The 14642-nt window shown below is 56.1% G+C and carries 19 protein-coding genes; 12 read left to right on the top strand and 7 right to left on the bottom strand.

Going from position 1 to position 14642, the window contains the following annotated elements:
- The first annotated feature begins 29 nt into the window (after positions 1-29).
- Positions 30-323, top strand: coding sequence for a WhiB family transcriptional regulator (locus WC184_11045; GenBank protein ID MFA7478408.1), 294 nt, complete (start codon positions 30-32; stop codon positions 321-323).
- Between the two features lie 21 nt (positions 324-344).
- Here the strand turns inward: WC184_11045 and WC184_11040 are convergent, their stop codons facing one another.
- Positions 345-1127, bottom strand: coding sequence for a glutamate formiminotransferase (locus WC184_11040; protein MFA7478407.1), 783 nt, complete (start codon positions 1125-1127; stop codon positions 345-347).
- Positions 1128-1226: 99 nt separating this feature from the next.
- On the opposite strand from WC184_11040, the gene tatA reads away from it, so the two are divergent.
- The gene (tatA, locus tag WC184_11035) at positions 1227-1409 is read left to right on the top strand and encodes a twin-arginine translocase TatA/TatE family subunit (GenBank protein MFA7478406.1); all 183 of its coding nucleotides are present in this window, start codon (positions 1227-1229) and stop codon (positions 1407-1409) included.
- A 25-nt stretch (positions 1410-1434) separates the two neighbouring features.
- On the opposite strand, the gene WC184_11030 is transcribed toward tatA, so the two are convergent.
- Positions 1435-1689 carry a WhiB family transcriptional regulator gene (locus WC184_11030; GenBank protein MFA7478405.1) on the bottom strand — a complete coding sequence of 85 codons (255 nt, stop codon included), beginning with the start codon at positions 1687-1689 and terminating at the stop codon, positions 1435-1437.
- Positions 1690-1829: 140 nt separating this feature from the next.
- On the opposite strand from WC184_11030, the gene WC184_11025 reads away from it, so the two are divergent.
- From WC184_11025 to WC184_11015, 3 genes are all read left to right on the top strand, one after another.
- Positions 1830-2105 carry a hypothetical protein gene (locus WC184_11025; protein ID MFA7478404.1) on the top strand — a complete coding sequence of 92 codons (276 nt, stop codon included), beginning with the start codon at positions 1830-1832 and terminating at the stop codon, positions 2103-2105.
- Positions 2106-2178: 73 nt separating this feature from the next.
- Entirely contained in the window at positions 2179-3342 is a 1164-nt protein-coding gene (locus WC184_11020) for a M48 family metallopeptidase (protein MFA7478403.1), read from the top strand.
- 41 nt (positions 3343-3383) lie between these two features.
- Positions 3384-4808, top strand: a complete 1425-nt coding sequence (locus WC184_11015) for an MFS transporter (GenBank protein MFA7478402.1) — start codon at positions 3384-3386, stop codon at positions 4806-4808.
- Between the two features lie 23 nt (positions 4809-4831).
- Here WC184_11015 and WC184_11010 read toward each other — a convergent pair whose 3' ends face one another.
- Positions 4832-6091: a zinc-dependent metalloprotease gene (locus WC184_11010; protein MFA7478401.1), complete on the bottom strand. Its 1260-nt coding sequence runs from the start codon at positions 6089-6091 to the stop codon at positions 4832-4834.
- Between the two features lie 18 nt (positions 6092-6109).
- Here WC184_11010 and WC184_11005 point away from each other — a divergent pair, with 18 nt between their 5' ends.
- Complete coding sequence (locus WC184_11005; GenBank protein ID MFA7478400.1) at positions 6110-7159, top strand: NAD-dependent epimerase/dehydratase family protein; 1050 nt, start codon at positions 6110-6112, stop codon at positions 7157-7159.
- Positions 7160-7250: 91 nt separating this feature from the next.
- Here the strand turns inward: WC184_11005 and WC184_11000 are convergent, their stop codons facing one another.
- Entirely contained in the window at positions 7251-8450 is a 1200-nt protein-coding gene (locus WC184_11000; GenBank protein MFA7478399.1) for a trypsin-like peptidase domain-containing protein, read from the bottom strand.
- Positions 8451-8604: 154 nt separating this feature from the next.
- On the opposite strand from WC184_11000, the gene WC184_10995 reads away from it, so the two are divergent.
- Genes WC184_10995 through WC184_10985 form a run of 3 tightly spaced genes read left to right on the top strand, consistent with a single transcriptional unit; the run spans position 8605 to position 10486 of the window.
- Positions 8605-9114 (top strand): molybdenum cofactor biosynthesis protein MoaE, encoded by a 510-nt coding sequence (locus tag WC184_10995; protein ID MFA7478398.1) that lies wholly within the window; start codon positions 8605-8607, stop codon positions 9112-9114.
- The gene (locus WC184_10990; protein ID MFA7478397.1) at positions 9111-9467 is read left to right on the top strand and encodes a hypothetical protein; all 357 of its coding nucleotides are present in this window, start codon (positions 9111-9113) and stop codon (positions 9465-9467) included. The genes WC184_10995 and WC184_10990 overlap by 4 nt, the downstream gene beginning before the upstream one ends.
- Positions 9461-10486, top strand: a complete 1026-nt coding sequence (locus tag WC184_10985) for a rod shape-determining protein (protein ID MFA7478396.1) — start codon at positions 9461-9463, stop codon at positions 10484-10486. The genes WC184_10990 and WC184_10985 overlap by 7 nt, the downstream gene beginning before the upstream one ends.
- A gap of 16 nt (positions 10487-10502) precedes the next feature.
- On the opposite strand, the gene WC184_10980 is transcribed toward WC184_10985, so the two are convergent.
- Complete coding sequence (locus tag WC184_10980) at positions 10503-11084, bottom strand: biotin transporter BioY (GenBank protein ID MFA7478395.1); 582 nt, start codon at positions 11082-11084, stop codon at positions 10503-10505.
- A gap of 103 nt (positions 11085-11187) precedes the next feature.
- On the opposite strand from WC184_10980, the gene WC184_10975 reads away from it, so the two are divergent.
- Positions 11188-11961 carry an enoyl-CoA hydratase-related protein gene (locus tag WC184_10975; GenBank protein MFA7478394.1) on the top strand — a complete coding sequence of 258 codons (774 nt, stop codon included), beginning with the start codon at positions 11188-11190 and terminating at the stop codon, positions 11959-11961.
- Between the two features lie 26 nt (positions 11962-11987).
- Here the strand turns inward: WC184_10975 and WC184_10970 are convergent, their stop codons facing one another.
- Positions 11988-12617, bottom strand: a complete 630-nt coding sequence (locus tag WC184_10970) for a HEAT repeat domain-containing protein (protein MFA7478393.1) — start codon at positions 12615-12617, stop codon at positions 11988-11990.
- A gap of 20 nt (positions 12618-12637) precedes the next feature.
- On the opposite strand from WC184_10970, the gene WC184_10965 reads away from it, so the two are divergent.
- Positions 12638-13057 (top strand): hypothetical protein, encoded by a 420-nt coding sequence (locus WC184_10965; protein MFA7478392.1) that lies wholly within the window; start codon positions 12638-12640, stop codon positions 13055-13057.
- A 28-nt stretch (positions 13058-13085) separates the two neighbouring features.
- On the opposite strand, the gene WC184_10960 is transcribed toward WC184_10965, so the two are convergent.
- Positions 13086-13325: a hypothetical protein gene (locus tag WC184_10960; GenBank protein ID MFA7478391.1), complete on the bottom strand. Its 240-nt coding sequence runs from the start codon at positions 13323-13325 to the stop codon at positions 13086-13088.
- A gap of 59 nt (positions 13326-13384) precedes the next feature.
- On the opposite strand from WC184_10960, the gene WC184_10955 reads away from it, so the two are divergent.
- The gene (locus WC184_10955; protein ID MFA7478390.1) at positions 13385-14599 is read left to right on the top strand and encodes a S16 family serine protease; all 1215 of its coding nucleotides are present in this window, start codon (positions 13385-13387) and stop codon (positions 14597-14599) included.
- Positions 14600-14642: the final 43 nt, after the last annotated feature.

The raw sequence follows: 14642 nt of genomic DNA, 5'->3' as shown, positions 1-14642 counted from the left end.
CGAACAGAGGAGGTCGGCTCATGTCAGAAATGAATGTCGACGCACTCGAAGAAAGTAACGAAAATAACTGGCAAGATTTTGCCAACTGTCTAGGGGTCGACCCAGACCTTTTCTTTCCAGAGCGTGGCGCGTCTACCCGCGAGGCGAAAGAAGTTTGTCGCGGCTGTGTGGTGCGTTTTGAATGTCTGGAATATGCGCTTGTCAACGCCGAGAAATTCGGTATTTGGGGCGGGATGAGCGAACGCGAACGTCGACGCATTCGCCGCGAACGGGCCTTGGCCCGGGCGGCCGAGGCGGTGCCCGTAGCGGCGCCCTCCGCCTAGAACTAAGCGATTGCAGAGCGGCTAAAGCGCTCCAATTCGATATTCGATGGTGCGTTCGATGCTCAGGTCGAGCGTATGCCACCAGGTTTCAGGAATCGTGTGGAGTACCGCTTCGGGCACCAGCCCCACCAGTTCCGCACGCTCTATTTGTGCTTGGGTGGCTACTTGTTTGAATACCTCAAGCGGGCCCACCAACGTGGGGTCAATTAGGTTCATTGACACTTGCACGCTGGAACCTACTTGGAGGCCCAGAGTACGAACCGCAGGGCTGCGCAGCGAGCTAGCAATTTTCTTCGCCAAGCTTAAATCTGCTTTGGCCAACCAAAGATTGTAAGCCACTAAAACCGGACGTGCCCCGACCGCTGTAGCACCGGCGCTGCGGTGCGGCTGCGGGGGGCCGAAGTCGGGGCTCAGCCCAGCAAAGGCGTATTTACGAATCTCTGGAAGTGTGCGCTCGGGGCCGTACAAAAATGTTGGCACCCCCAGATGTTCTGCCGACCATCGCCCGTAGTCATCGCGGGCGCGCAATGCCGCTTTGGGGCTTGTATTACCAAGAGCCACAAAGGGAACAACATCAACCGCACCAATGCGAGGATGCACCCCACTGTGGCGTCGCAAATCGATTAAGCGGACGGCCAGAGCGGCTAAAGCACGTACGGCTTCGGTGCCAACCAGGGTAAAGACCGAGCGGTTGTGATGAGCATCGGTGTGTACGTCGAGCAGCGCGTCACGGGCAGCGAAAGACAGTGCTTCAAGCACGCTTTGGTCACGCCCCTCGCTGATGTTAACTACACATTCCAGCATGCTCTAACCGATCTCGACAACGAAGCTTTCTGGCCCCGATCCTGCAACCATTCAGTGGGCGAGCACCAATTTTGTGTCGTCAGCGCTATCGTGGGCGATGTGAATCTCGGACCCGCAGAACTCGCCATTATTCTCGTTATCGTGCTGGTACTCTTTGGGGGCGCCAAGCTTCCTTCACTGGCACGGTCACTTGGTCAGGCGCAAAAAGAATTTAAACGGGGCCTAAGCGAAGGCATCACCGATGATGGTGACACCCTCGGCAAGCCCGAAAACGACGTCTAACTAGCTAAATCCAGCTATGAACTAGCTAAACCTCAGCTAGTTCACGACGAGCTTTCAAAATCCGGCGTCGTTGACGCTCGGAGGTGCCACCCCATACGCCGTGATCAATACGATTCACGAGGGCGTACTCGAGGCAGGTTTCAGCCACCGGGCACTCAGCACAGATCTTGCGAGCGACCTCAACTCCTGCGCCGTCGCTTGGGAAGAAGGTTGTGGGTGGGTAGTTGGCGCAAAGGCCTTGGCTCATCCAGGTGTTATCCATGATTCCTCCGTTAAACATGTATACGGCGAAAATCCTCAAAATTTGTGCATTTCGGGGTAAGAATTACGTAAATGTTATTAAGCCGATAACTCGGTAAGGTCTCTAATCCCCGCAAAGCACTAGGCTTAGTACGCAAAAGTTTTTAACAGGAGACGGTGATGTCGGAACAAGCTAGCGACGAGTACGAGGTTCCCAGGGGCAGTGTGGTGGTGGTCTACCTGGGCCCAGTCGCCCCGCACTGGGAGGTACGAGGCGAAACCGGCGACCCGTCTTTGATCGATGCCTTCCGCACGCGGGTAATGGCTCGCCTGTTGTTGTTGCCGCCTCACGATCCGCAGTTTCGTCGTAACCGGGAACGAGTGGCGCGCGACGCCGAACGCGAAGGCTTGGTCTTGCGTTGGGATTTGGGCAGCCCTGAAGACGAATACGAATAAAGCGTCGCGACACTGGCTACCGATGCCACGAAAGCGCCGTCGCGCCTGACACGATAATGAAGCCGATTCCGCAATGAGTAGCCTCTCCACCTGGCGGCAAATTCCACACGATCCGAGCGATTGGTTTAGCGCCGAAGAAATCGCTCGTTCCCGCGAATATCAAAAGCCGCTAGCCCGAATGCGTTTAGTTCGTGGCGCCTTAGGCCTGGTTAGCTTGCTCGTAATTATCGGATTGCAGCTGACCCCCAAGTTGATTGAGGCGCTGGGAGTAACAAACTGGGTAGCCCAGCTGGCCATCGTGGCTGTGTTCCTAGAAGCGGTTGCTCTGCTGTACGACCCTGCTCTTGATTGGTGGGTCGATTTAGTGCACGACAAACGCTGGAAACTATCGAACCAGACCCCAGCACAGTTCGTCACCGACCAAATTAAGAGCCTGTTTTTAGGTGTGGCGATGAACATTGTCTTGTTGGTGCCGCTCTACGCCTTTATCCGTTCCATTGATCTGTGGTGGTTCTGGGCGTGGTTGTTGCTGGTGGGTTTTAGCGTGGGTTTGGGTTTTTTGTACCCAGTTGTGATCGCACCCATCTTTAACCAGTTCACCCCGTTGCCAGAGGGGGAACTCGCCGAGCGCATTCAAGTGATTGCCCAGCGTGCGGGAGTCGATATTGAAGGGGCGTTTGTGGCCGACGAAAGCCGCCGATCAACCCGTGACAACGCTTATGTGGCTGGTCTTGGTTCTACTCGACGAGTAGTACTGTACGACACCATTCTTGAACACCCGCCCGAAGTGGTGGCACAGGTTGTGGCACACGAAGTAGGGCACTGGCGTTTAGGGCACCTGCGGAAACAAATTCCGCTTGTGGCTGTGGCGGCCTTGGTGATGATGCTCGCTCTTGACTTGTTGTCGCGTTGGAATGGTCTCTGGAGTGCAATTGGAGTTGACGGCATCGGAGATCCGGCGTCGCTCCCAGTGCTGCTTTTGGCAATTCAACTGGGTTTTGGTGCCATGGGGCTGACCAGCGCCTATGTTTCGAGAGCCTTTGAACGCCAGGCCGACCTGTCGGCTCTTGAACTTTTGGGTGAGCCCGATCTAATGCAAGAAATGTTACGGCGTATTTACATGAAGAACCTGGCTGATCTCGATCCCAGCCGTCTCAAGCGCCTCCAAGCCACTCATCCGCCCGCGGCCGAACGAATGGCCCTGGTGGAAGCATGGAACGCACACGCCCTTCGATGAACCCCGTCTAGACTCATGGGGAGTTAGATGATGGGTGTGAGATGAGTGCACAGGGTGATTGGAAGCCGTTAACAGAACCGCCCCGAGCTGCTTCGGTTGTCTTTAATCAGTCACCGTTCGTACGACTTGCGCGTGCCCACGTTTTCTTACTAGCTGGCGACACCCTGGTGGCGTTAGCGCTGGCCGGCTCACTGTTTTTCTCTATCGACCCCGATGCCGCCCGCTGGAGGGTGGCTTTGTACCTGCTGCTCACTGTGGCCCCATTTGCCGTAGTGACGCCGCTAATCGGGCCCATGCTCGACCGCGCTGCTGGTGGGCGCCGGGTAATGGTGTTTTTGTCGGGGGCGATTCGGGCGGTAGTAGCGCTCTTGATGATGCGTTACCTGAACTCGCTATTGCTGTTCCCACTGGCCTTTACGATGTTGGTGCTCGGCAAGAGCTATCACGTAGCCAAGAGTGCCATTGTACCAAGCACGATTAGCACTAGTGATGAACTGGTTAAAGCTAACTCGCGACTTTCGCTCCTCTCAGGCATCGCCGGTGGGTTAGCGGCCGTGCCCGGTGGTCTGGCGTTGCTCATTGGCGGGGCGGAATGGGTGTGTGCTTTAGCCATGCTCACTTTCGTAGCTGGTTCGGTGCTCTCATTGCGGCTGCCGCCAGCTGAGGTAGTGGAACGGCCCGCCACCGAAGAAGAAAAGGTTGAGCTGCGCGGCGCGGGCATCATTTTGGCGGCATCCGCCATGGGTATTATGCGCGGCATTGTGGGTTTCGTTACTTTCCTGATTGCCTTCACCCTGCGGGGTAGCCAAATTCGACCCTACGTTGAAGGTGCTGGTGCCGAAGTGGGAGCCATGATTCGTGACGGCTTGGGTTATGCCACCACCACCATCGCTACCGGATCACCGGCCTGGCATTTCGGCGTAGCAGCCGCGCTTGCAGGTATTGGGACACCGCTAGGGGCTCTACTAACTCCTACGCTTCGAAAGACCCTCTCGGAAGAACGAATCATTATGGGTTCACTGGCTCTCGTCACCGGGGTAGGAGCACTCTCAATGTTGTTTGGTGGCATTGTTGGCGCGGCCGCCATTGCTCTTGGTGTGGCGGTCGGTTCCTCGGCTGGCAAGCTGGGTTTCGATTCGATTCTGCAGCGCGACGCCCCCGATGCCGACCGGGGTCGCTCTTTTGCCCGGTTCGAAAGTCGTTTTCAGTTGATTTGGGTGTTCGGGGCCGCTATTCCGGTTGTAATTCCAATTCCGGCACGCGTGGGCTATTTGTTGGTAGCAGTGGCGGCTGGTTTTGCCGCCACTTCGTATGTAATTGGCCAGCGCTTCTTGGAAACTACTGGCAAGCTTCCACCCCGCAAGACACCTGAAGTTGCTAATCGCCTCAAGGCGGAAGCGTTGAAACGCACCGAATCGATTCTGCATCGTCGCGGTGAAGAGGAAAGCAGCGAGGCTCACTCGTAGGCTCACTAACTTCCTAGGGTTAGTTAAGCTTCATCATGGGGTAGATCGATGCGGGCCAGCCACAGCCCGGGTGCGGCGACCTCATTTGGAGTAGGCAAGTTCTGGGGATGTTCCCACAAGCGGCTAAGCGCAGCGGCCCCCGAGCGCTCCACCACGCCCGCAATAAATTTCGAGCCACGCTCGTAATGTGCCTGGGTTAGATCGAGGCCTAAAATTTTGCCCACGAACCGGTCTTGTGATGATGCTTCCACCCGACGGCGACGAATGGCCTCGGTAATTTGGCCATAGCTGGCCATGAGACGCTGACCAATCTCGTCCATCACCCAATCCACGTAGCCCACAATGACAGTTGTTATGGCGTCCAGCCGAGCCAACAGATCGTCTTGTTGACTGGTTCTCATGGCCCCCAAGAGGACCTCGGGGTCGCTCAGCATCGATTGCATCGAGGCCAACCCCGTTGGATCATTGGGATTGATATTTTCCAGGGAATTAGTGAGGCCGCTGCTGTCGGGTTCGAACGCTGAAACGAACTCCAATAGAAGCTGTTGAAGGGTCTTGGCAACGTGAGGAACGCTGAGAATGGTGTGGTGGGCGATCTCGTGTAAACAGACCCACAAACGAAGCTCTATTGGGTCCAGGCTCCATTCCTCGCCGAATTGCTTTATGTTCGGCCAAATAAGCAAAAGTTCGTCGTGGGCGGTTTGCGGAATTGGCAGATCATATTGGCCAAAAGAACGGGTAGATAGATGTCCAATAAGCGAACCGGCGCTCATACCTAACATCACCGGTGCCAACATGGTCATCATTTGTTCAAACCACGCCTCCATGGCGGCTTCAGGGTCGGTATTCGGGTCAGAAAATGCCTGCATGTTCGCCAAACCGAACGGATCTGAGCCGCTAGTAGCGGTACCTGGTTCTTGAGCCGAGCCCGGTTTCAACGCTTTGGCGATGGCCTCAAAATATGGTTCGTACACTTTGAAGGCGTTGTTGACCCAGTGGCTACGGGTGACCGGTAGAATAGTAAGTCCGCCCGAAGTCGAGGTTGCAAGCCCCGTTATGGCCCCAACGTGTAGTTCCGCAATTCTAGAAAACTGTTCCAGCTGGATGCGCTCCATGGGGTCAACATTCGGTTCTGTTTCGCCACCGGTCGCAATCGAAAAAGCCAGTTGTCGTGCCGTTTCCCAATTGACGGGGCCACTTTGTGACAGCATTTTGGCTAGATCGCCAAAAAATGGGATGCCACCAAAAGGGTCTCCGGCTCCACCAGCACCTGATTCACTCATACATGCATGGTAAACCTGATGAACGTAGTTACCCTCACCGGCTCTGAAGGTGCGTTAGGAAAACGCGTTGTCGAGCTACTAAAAAATGAACCTGAAATTAGCCGGATTGTGGCCTTAGACCGGGTTCGTTTAGCTAAAGGAACTGATCCTCGTGTGCAATCGCATCGGGTTGATTTGTTAAACGGTGAAATCGTGCCGTTGCTGGCTGGCGCTGACACCCTTATCCATTTGGCATCGGTAATATCGCCGGAAAAACCTGGTCGTGGCGGCGAGTCAGCCGAGTTTCAGCTCGCCGAAAGAGCCATTGGGGCTGCCATTGAGGCTGGGGTTAACCATGTAGTGGTCATCTCAAGTGCCGCTGTTTATGGGGCATACCCCACTAACCCGGTGCCTCTAACCGAAGATGCGCCTCTTAAGCCCAACCCCGGTTTTGCTTTTGCCGAAGTAAAAGCCGAAATCGAGGTTTTGGTAGTTGAGCTTCGGGCCAAGCACCCTGAAATCACTATTTCTGTTCTGCGGCCTACCGTTACCGTGGCCGATGATGGAGCAAGCTGGCTGGGCCAAACTTTAGCCAACGTCCCCGCTGTAGCGGCGGGCGACATCGACCCGCCCGAGCAGTTCTTGCACTTTGATGACTTGGCCCAAGCTGTCGTGTTGGCAGCCAGAAAGCGTTTAAACGGTGCTTTTAATGTGGCACCTGACGGTTGGATTTCACCGGACGCTATGGGTGCCTTTCGAACTATTCCCAAGCCCCGAGTTCCGGTTTGGGCGGCCAACAGCCTGGCTTGGGCGCGGGCACGTGTCACCGCGTCGGCCCCGCCACCAGCGGCGCTGCCTCTTACTATTTACCCCTGGGTGGTTGCTAATGACCGGTTGCGTGACGCTGGCTGGGAACCAGCTTTTACCAATGAAGAGGCCTACATTGCTTCAACCGAGCCCGGTCCGTTCGACTCAATCAGCCCTAAGCGGCGCCAAGAGTTGGCCCTAGGTGTGGCCGGAGGTGCGATAGTCGCGACCGGAGTTGGGGTGGCGGCCTTGGTGCGACGCCAACTCGGCCGGCGTAAATAGCGCGACATGGTGCCACCCCAAAGCAGTGTCTTTGGCTGAGCCTGGCCTTGTGAGACTTGCCTCACGCTCATAGCGCTAGGCGTGTATTAGTTTAATGGCCTGCTAATACAGCCTCGGTGGTTTCTACCTCACCATCGCGCTCATAGGTAATAACTACGGTGTCGCCCGGCAAGCGGCTACGAATCTTGGTTACGAGGGTAATCATTGAAATCAGGGGTTCATCGTCGACCCGTAACAGCACGTCACCTACCTGAAGGCCAGCTTCAGAGGCCGGACTGTTAGCGGTGATTCTGGTGATGGTTGGCCCACCGCTGCGACGTTCACCTTCTACACCTAACCAAGGGTGAGTCATGCTGCCAGTTTCGATGAGTTGGTCGATCACCGTTTCGGCGTAGGTGGTTGGCAGCGCCCAGCTAAAGGGCGAATCGCCGCTACCTTGAAGCAGAATTCCAATTACTTCCCCTTGGGCAGAAACCAGAGGCCCACCAACCACGCCGTCGGGCAGAGCAGCGCCTAAGCGAACCATGCCGTACAGCAACGTGCCGTCTTGCGTGCTTAGACGCTCTTCCACGCCGCTTATGGTTCCCGAGCTAATGGAAGGCAAACCCGACTCACTGACCCCGTAGGCCATAGCCCAATCTCCCACCGAAACCGAAGCAGTATTTTTATGGTCGGCTGGGGTTAGCTCGGGGGCATTGACATGAAGCACCGCAAGTTTCGTAACCGGGTCAACGCCAATCACAGCGGCTTTTTTGGTGGTGCCATCAGCCAAAACAACGTTCACGGCCTCGACGGAATCTACCATTTGCGCGTCGGTGACCAAGTAGCCATCCGAGTTCCAAACTATGGCCGAGGCGTCACCCAAATCATCATCACCAAGTCGTAGCTGGACGACACTTGAGCGCACGCTGGTAGCTATTTCGGCCACGCCCAGAGTGCTTCGAGCTGCCAGAACATTGGAATCGCCCGGATCAATAATGTTTTCTTGGCTCAGTGGCGCCGGTTCAACCCGGGTGCCTAGCCCAGTGGCGAATACGGTTAAGAGCGCGAAAGAAGCACCGAAGAGACTAGAGATCACCACCGTGCCCAACATCGAACGACCCGAACCTCTGTGTTTTGCGTTCTGATGAGAGTATTCGCTGGCCTGCGCCCCGGTGGCTAGGAACGGGTTTTGCGATGACATCGAAGCTTCCCAAGCAAACTCGGCTGGATGCCTCCACAGCCGGTCATCGGGGTGCCGTGGTGGCTGGAAATCTTCTCCATCCATGTCGGGGTAGTCATCTATGGGCACACCAATGAGAATACCGAGATACCTGTGGTAATGGCGCGCGGCCAAGATACTTGGAGGGTACGCGGAACAAACTCGCAGTACAGCGGGTTATGAACCCCTCGGACAGGGGGAATGCATTGAGTGGCATTGTGTTGGGTCCTCCTAGACTGGAGGGGTGAGTGAACCACACGACGGCGACACCTGGGTCGGCTTAACTAAAGAACCGGTACCCCTGGCCAGCATTACCACCTGGGTAGCGCGGCCCGATTGCGGTGCGGTAGTGGTCTTTAGTGGCAATGCCCGCGATCATGCTGAAGGTCGTCCTGGGGTTACCAAGCTTGAATACGAGGCTTACACCGAAATAGTTGTTCCACGACTGGCTGCCATCGTGGCCAAAGCGCGTGAGCTCTACAGCGATATTGGTCGAATGGCAATAGTGCATCGGGTGGGTTTGGTCGAGATTGGTGAGTCGGCAGTGGTGGTCGCGGTTTCCTCACCCCACCGCGACACCGCGTTTAGCGCGGCACGCTACGGAATCGATACGGTGAAAGCCACCGTTCCGATTTGGAAACGTGAAACCTGGGAAGGTGGCCAAAGCTGGGGTTTAGAACCTCAACACATCGTCGATGTGGATGGTATATCCGCCCCAGCGGTTTCCGAAAAGTTACCAGGTGGTGATCAGTGAACCCGGCAAGTTTTTTGCTTATTGCGCTTATTGTGGGCGTGATAGGGGCCATTGCCTTTAATGCCTACAACAAAGTGGGCTTTCGTCGCAGTTCAGCTATGGAAGAATTCCGTCGTGAGATGCAGGCCTTGGCGCCCAAAGAGCCGGGTAGCCAAACCCCCACCGAAGCAAATGACAAGTCTGTATTTAGAACTTCGCCTACAAGAGCACCAAAGAAGCAGGGTAGAATACGGAAGCCAGATAGCTTCGGCCTTGGTTTGTCTGGCCCGAACGTACGCGACGGTTCACGTCTCGGAGGCCGCTTTGGCGATGAACCTGACTCGCGCTCTGGCGATGAGTCCGATATTTGGTAGGCATTACTCTGGCTCGAGATCTTGCGATTGACTTAGGCACCGCCAATACCTTGGTTTACGCACGCGGTGAGGGCATCGTTATGAACGAGCCCACCGTTATCGCGCTTAACAACCAAACCGGTGAAGTGCTAGCCATGGGTCATGACGCTTGGCAGATGATTGGTCGAACCCCGGCCAACATTGTGGCGGTTCGCCCGTTACGCCAAGGCGCAATCACCGACTTCGACATCACGCAACGCATGATTCGGTTGGTTCTACAACGAGTAGGGGTCAGTCGATTCAATCGGCCCCGAGTAATTATTTGTGTGCCCTCGGCTATTACTGCGGTCGAGCGGCGTGCCGTTACCGAAGCTGCTCGCCGCGCTGGGGCGGCCGATGCGCAACTAATAGAACAGCCCATGGCCGCGGCTATTGGTTCTGGGTTGCCCATCAACGAACCAATCGGTTCGATGGTTGTTGATATTGGTGGTGGCACCTCAGAGGCCGCCTTAATTTCCCTGGGTGGAATTGTGGCTATCGAAGCCGTGCGGGTGGGCAGCTTCGATATCGACAATGCCATTCAGAATTTCATCCGCCGTGAATACGGTATTGCTATTGGTGAGCAAACAGCCGAACAGATCAAGGTCACAATTGGTTCGGCTTATCCCGTACAAGAAGATGTGAACGCCGAAGTTCGTGGCCGTGACCTCGTTACTGGTCTGCCAAAGACGGTGTTGCTGACCCCGGCTGAAGTACGTGACGCCATTGAAGAACCGGTAAACGCCATTGTCGAGGCTGTCCTGGCTTGTTTGGCAGCCGCCCCACCTGAATTGGCACAAGACCTAATCGGTCAAGGCATCCATTTGGTTGGCGGTGGCGGCATGCTTGCCGGTTTGGCCGTGCGTCTACAACAAGAAACCCAAGTCGACGTGCACCTAGTAGAGGCTCCGTTGGAATCGGTGGTGCTCGGTGCTGGTCGCTGCATCGAGGCATACGACGTGCTGAAGGGCGTGTTTATGGACGCTCGTTCAGCACGGTAACCAATAGTTCGACGCGTTATCGGCGTGATTCCACCAAGCGCCACGCAGCTGGTAGCACCAACCCCGCAGCCAACATCTTGATGGCGTCACCCAGGATAAATGGGGTCACCCCGGCGCTAATGGCAGCTGCGGGTGAGATTGACAGCGAGTAAGCCAACCAGGTGGCACCAAAGGCCCAAATAATTACCGACGCAATGGCCATAGCGGGAATAGCGGTGAGAATCCGGCGGTCTTGACCACGCTCAGCCAACGCGCCAGCCACCGTAGCGGCCACCACAAAACCCACTAGATAGCCAGCGGTATGGCTAGTGGTCGCCGTCCAGCCGCCTTCGCCACCAGCATAAATAGGGGCACCCATAGCGCCCACCATCACATAGAGCAGCTGACTAGCAAGCCCTGACTTCCAGCCCAAACCGGCACCTACCAGCACCACCGTGAAGGTTTGCAGTGTTACCGGCACCGGGGTACCAGGAATGGGTACCGAGATCTGCGCCGCGAGGGCGGTCAACGCAGCGGCTGCTACCACCAAAGCTACGGTTCGTACCTTGGTCGTTGGTAGTAATCCCGAGAGGGTTAGGGCTGGCGATGGGGCATACACAGGTTGGTCCTCCGTAGTGGTTTCTGACCTATATGACCTGATGGGTCGTTCTTTGGTTACTCTCTCACAAAGGGACCACCTAGGCCCAAGGGGAAGAAACAAAATGGCAGAAGAACTCGTACTAGTTGAGCGTGAAGGTGATGTCATCACGATCACTATGAACCGTCCGAAACGACGAAACGCGCTGTCGCTAGAACTTTTGGAAGCGCTCTTGCAGGCGTTTCGCCAAGCTGGAGACACCGATGCGACGGGGGTGATTCTGGCTGGAGCTGGCCCGGCCTTTAGCGCCGGACACGATTTGGGTGCCATGGTCGGCGCACCTCTGCCCCAGATGCATAAATTGTTGCGTACCTGTACCGAGGTTATGGACACCATGCAATACATTCCACAGGTGGTGATTGCCAGGGTGCATGCGGTGGCAACCGCTGCTGGCTGCCAGCTGGTGGCAGCAGCCGATCTGGCGGTGGCGGCTGGAAATGCCACCTTCGCGGCACCCGGAGGTAAGGGTGGCTGGTTCTGTACGACCCCCATGGTGGCGATTGGTCGCAGCATCGGTCGGAAACAGGCCCTAGAGCTGGCATTAACTGGTGATTCGATTGACGCGCAAACGGCGTGGTCGTGGGGTTTAATCAATCGGGTGGTAGAGGAAGAAGAGCTAGAAGAAGCCACGCTAGAGCTGCTGGGTCGAGCGACGAGGGGCAGCGCGGCTTCACGAGCAATGGGTAAGCGTGCGTTGCACCGCCAGCTGGGTATGGACCAAGAATCGGCCTACGACTATGCCATTGAGGTTATGGCGGCCGCTAGCCAACTAGAAGACGCTCAAGAAGGCATGCTCTCGTTTGTAGAGAAACGTCCCGCCGAGTGGAAACACCGATAAACCATCTGGTGTTCAAGCTGTTATTACTAGGCCAGCAGGTCTTCGGCGGCTTGGCGGACCTGCCAGTCACGGTCGTTTCGAGCACGCTCTAAAGCTTCGTCTACTTCGGGTCCGTCATAGGGGGCCAAAGCAATAACGGCTCGACGCCGCACTGTGGCTACGTCGGTTGTGGCGGCCAATATTGTGGCTAAAGAGCGGGGTTCGCCTAGGGCCCCTAAGGCGGCGATGGCGGCTTCTCGACACAGGCGATCGGTATGGTTTTGTGCCACTTCTTCTAGCGCCGCGGCTGCCTTTGGGTTGGGTGGTTCTTGTTCCCCAAGGGCCCAACAGGCTACTTCGCAAACAGTGTCCTCAGAGTCTTTTAACAACGGCACGAGCGATGGCAGTACGTCTCCACCTAAGTGACGACCGACATCTAGGGCACGCCGGCGGACCAACGAACTGGGGTCGCCCAAAGCCTGTTCAATTTCAGAGTTTTTGGCAGCCCCAAGTCGCGATAAGGCTGTAAGGGCACTAGCACGAACTTTCGGGTCGCGGTCATTTAGATGAGCTCGGGCAGTAGCTTCGTCTCCGGTATGTCCGGCTATGGCTACTCGTCGTCGTCGGCCGCTACTACTGTCATTTATTAGATGGTCGAGTTCTGGTTGACCGTTCATATCTTCCAAAGGAGTTCGCGGTGCTGTACATGGTTATTTTTAGAAGCCCCGAAGGCAAACCTGGTTATCGCCAAGCTGAAACGATTACCGACGCTATAACTATTGTGGAGCGGCTTCGTAACGAAGAAAACGCCGAAGGCGTACGAATTTATCGAATGGAAGAAGTGGCCTTCGAGTTCAAGGTGCGTTACGAAGTTGAATTAGCCGACGAACTGGTGGCCGCAGAAGCGGAATCGGAACAAGAATCCCGCCAAGATGATGCTGGTGTGCCCACACTTTCTAGCACTCCACTTTTTGATCAACAGCGTGCTGCCATTAATCCCGAACGAGCCCCGGCGTGGGTAGAAGAAAACTCGGGCGAGGCTGATGATGAGGAAGAGCCCGAAACTCTGATGGCTGAGAATGATAATCCACCGCGTAAAGGCCTCTTTGGGCGGTAGTCGCTTGCTGAAGCGTCGAGGTGGTTGTTTAACCGATGATGTAGTCGGCTAGAAAGAACGCCATTATCAACAAAATTCCAATCGCTACGGTGAGCATAATTCCCAAAATCACTACCAGTATGAGCAGCATTACGCCCGAAGCCCCGCGTTGGAGCCAGGTCGGTCGAACGGCGTCGGGGTCTTCCCACGGCACCTCTTTACGAACGCGAACCGATGGTGGCGCTGGTTTGGGAGCCTTGTTTGAATGTCGAAATGGTAGTGAAGACATGAAGATGCTTAGCGACCGTTATTCTGGTGGTTGATGCTGCAATCTAAAGGTCGATATTAGTGCCCAAGTCTTCCGAAGATACCGGCAGCGGCGACTTCAGCGTCGCATACAGCCAAAACGAAGAACCAGAGCGAAGCACGTGGTGGCAGCAGCGTTGGGTCATTCGAACCATGGGCGCAGCGGTAGTGCTAGTGGTGCTAGTCGTTGCTTCTCAAGTGGTGCGAGTCCCGTATTTCGCGTTTTCACCCGGAACTATGCGGCCCACCGTGCCCCTAGTGGCGATCGACGGTGCCACCGTGTACGAGCCCGAGGGATCGTTCATGTTGAGTACCATTTCGATTTCTCGACAGCGTCTGACCTTATGGGGTGCTTTGGTGGGTTGGTTAGATCCTGAAGTCACCGTAATGAAAGAAGAGGTCGTTCTGGGCGACAACGACCCCGATGAGAACCGTCGTTTGAATTTGGCCATGATGGACGTTTCTAAGGAATTGGCGACCTACGTGGCGCTGGAACGTTTGGGCTATGAAGTGGGTTTCACCGGAACGGGCGCGGTGGTGGCTAGCGTCTCGGAACACACCCCCGCCGACGGGGTTCTCGAGCTTGGCGACACAATTGTCGAGGTTAATGGTACCCCGATTTTGGTGGCGGCCGATCTGGTTGAGGCGATCGCTGCGTTGAGCCCTGGCGACGAAGTGGATTTGTTGGTGGAGCATTTTGATCCCTCGGCAACCGAAGCGCGCGGTGCCGAGGGCTCCGGGATCGACGAGCACGATGCGAACAGCCAGGATCGTCGGGTGAAACGGGTAACGCTGGGTGCCCGTGAAGATGATGACACCGTGGCGTTTTTGGGGGTTTCGCTACAAACCCGCGATGCCCATTTCGTGTTTCCAATTGATGTCGATATTGAAACTGGTTCGGTGGGTGGGCCCTCCGCGGGGTTGAGTTTCACCCTCACTATCCTCGATTTGTTGACGCCAGGTGAACTGACTGGTGGCCAACAGGTTGCGGTAACCGGCACCATTGACCGCGACGGCACTGTGGGCCCCATTGGTGGGGTGGAACAAAAAGCCGCCACCGCCCGCCACGAAGGGGTGGCCGTGTTTTTGGTTCCCGATTCCTTAGGCGAAGCGGAATTGGCGGCGGCCCGCCGACAAGCGGGGGACAAAGTGCAAATTATTGAAGTTGGCACGCTGGACGAAGCTTTGGCGGCGCTGGAATCAATTGGCGGCGACCCATTGGTGGTGCCGACCATGGCCCCTGACAAAGCCGCCTAGGCTTGCTGTCGCCACTCGTCGGTCTTCACGTCTTAACATTGAG

It is taken from the genome of Acidimicrobiia bacterium, assembly GCA_041676705.1.
Taxonomy (GTDB): Bacteria; Actinomycetota; Acidimicrobiia; order Acidimicrobiales; family SKKL01; genus Actinomarinicola.
Note: the sequence above shows the minus strand (reverse complement) of the source record. Positions and strands in the feature narration are given on the sequence as shown.

Bases quoted from the DNA above. Each gene is read 5' to 3' on its own strand.
- WC184_11045 (MFA7478408.1), top strand. From the start codon at position 30: ATGAATGTCGACGCACTCGAAGAAAGTAACGAAAATAACTGGCAAGAT.
- WC184_11040 (MFA7478407.1), bottom strand. From the start codon at position 1,127: ATGCTGGAATGTGTAGTTAACATCAGCGAGGGGCGTGACCAAAGCGTG.
- WC184_11030 (MFA7478405.1), bottom strand. From the start codon at position 1,689: ATGTTTAACGGAGGAATCATGGATAACACCTGGATGAGCCAAGGCCTT.
- WC184_11025 (MFA7478404.1), top strand. From the start codon at position 1,830: ATGTCGGAACAAGCTAGCGACGAGTACGAGGTTCCCAGGGGCAGTGTG.
- WC184_11020 (MFA7478403.1), top strand. From the start codon at position 2,179: ATGAGTAGCCTCTCCACCTGGCGGCAAATTCCACACGATCCGAGCGAT.
- WC184_11015 (MFA7478402.1), top strand. From the start codon at position 3,384: ATGAGTGCACAGGGTGATTGGAAGCCGTTAACAGAACCGCCCCGAGCT.
- WC184_11010 (MFA7478401.1), bottom strand. From the start codon at position 6,091: ATGAGTGAATCAGGTGCTGGTGGAGCCGGAGACCCTTTTGGTGGCATC.
- WC184_11005 (MFA7478400.1), top strand. From the start codon at position 6,110: ATGAACGTAGTTACCCTCACCGGCTCTGAAGGTGCGTTAGGAAAACGC.
- WC184_10975 (MFA7478394.1), top strand. From the start codon at position 11,188: ATGGCAGAAGAACTCGTACTAGTTGAGCGTGAAGGTGATGTCATCACG.
- WC184_10970 (MFA7478393.1), bottom strand. From the start codon at position 12,617: ATGAACGGTCAACCAGAACTCGACCATCTAATAAATGACAGTAGTAGC.
- WC184_10960 (MFA7478391.1), bottom strand. From the start codon at position 13,325: ATGTCTTCACTACCATTTCGACATTCAAACAAGGCTCCCAAACCAGCG.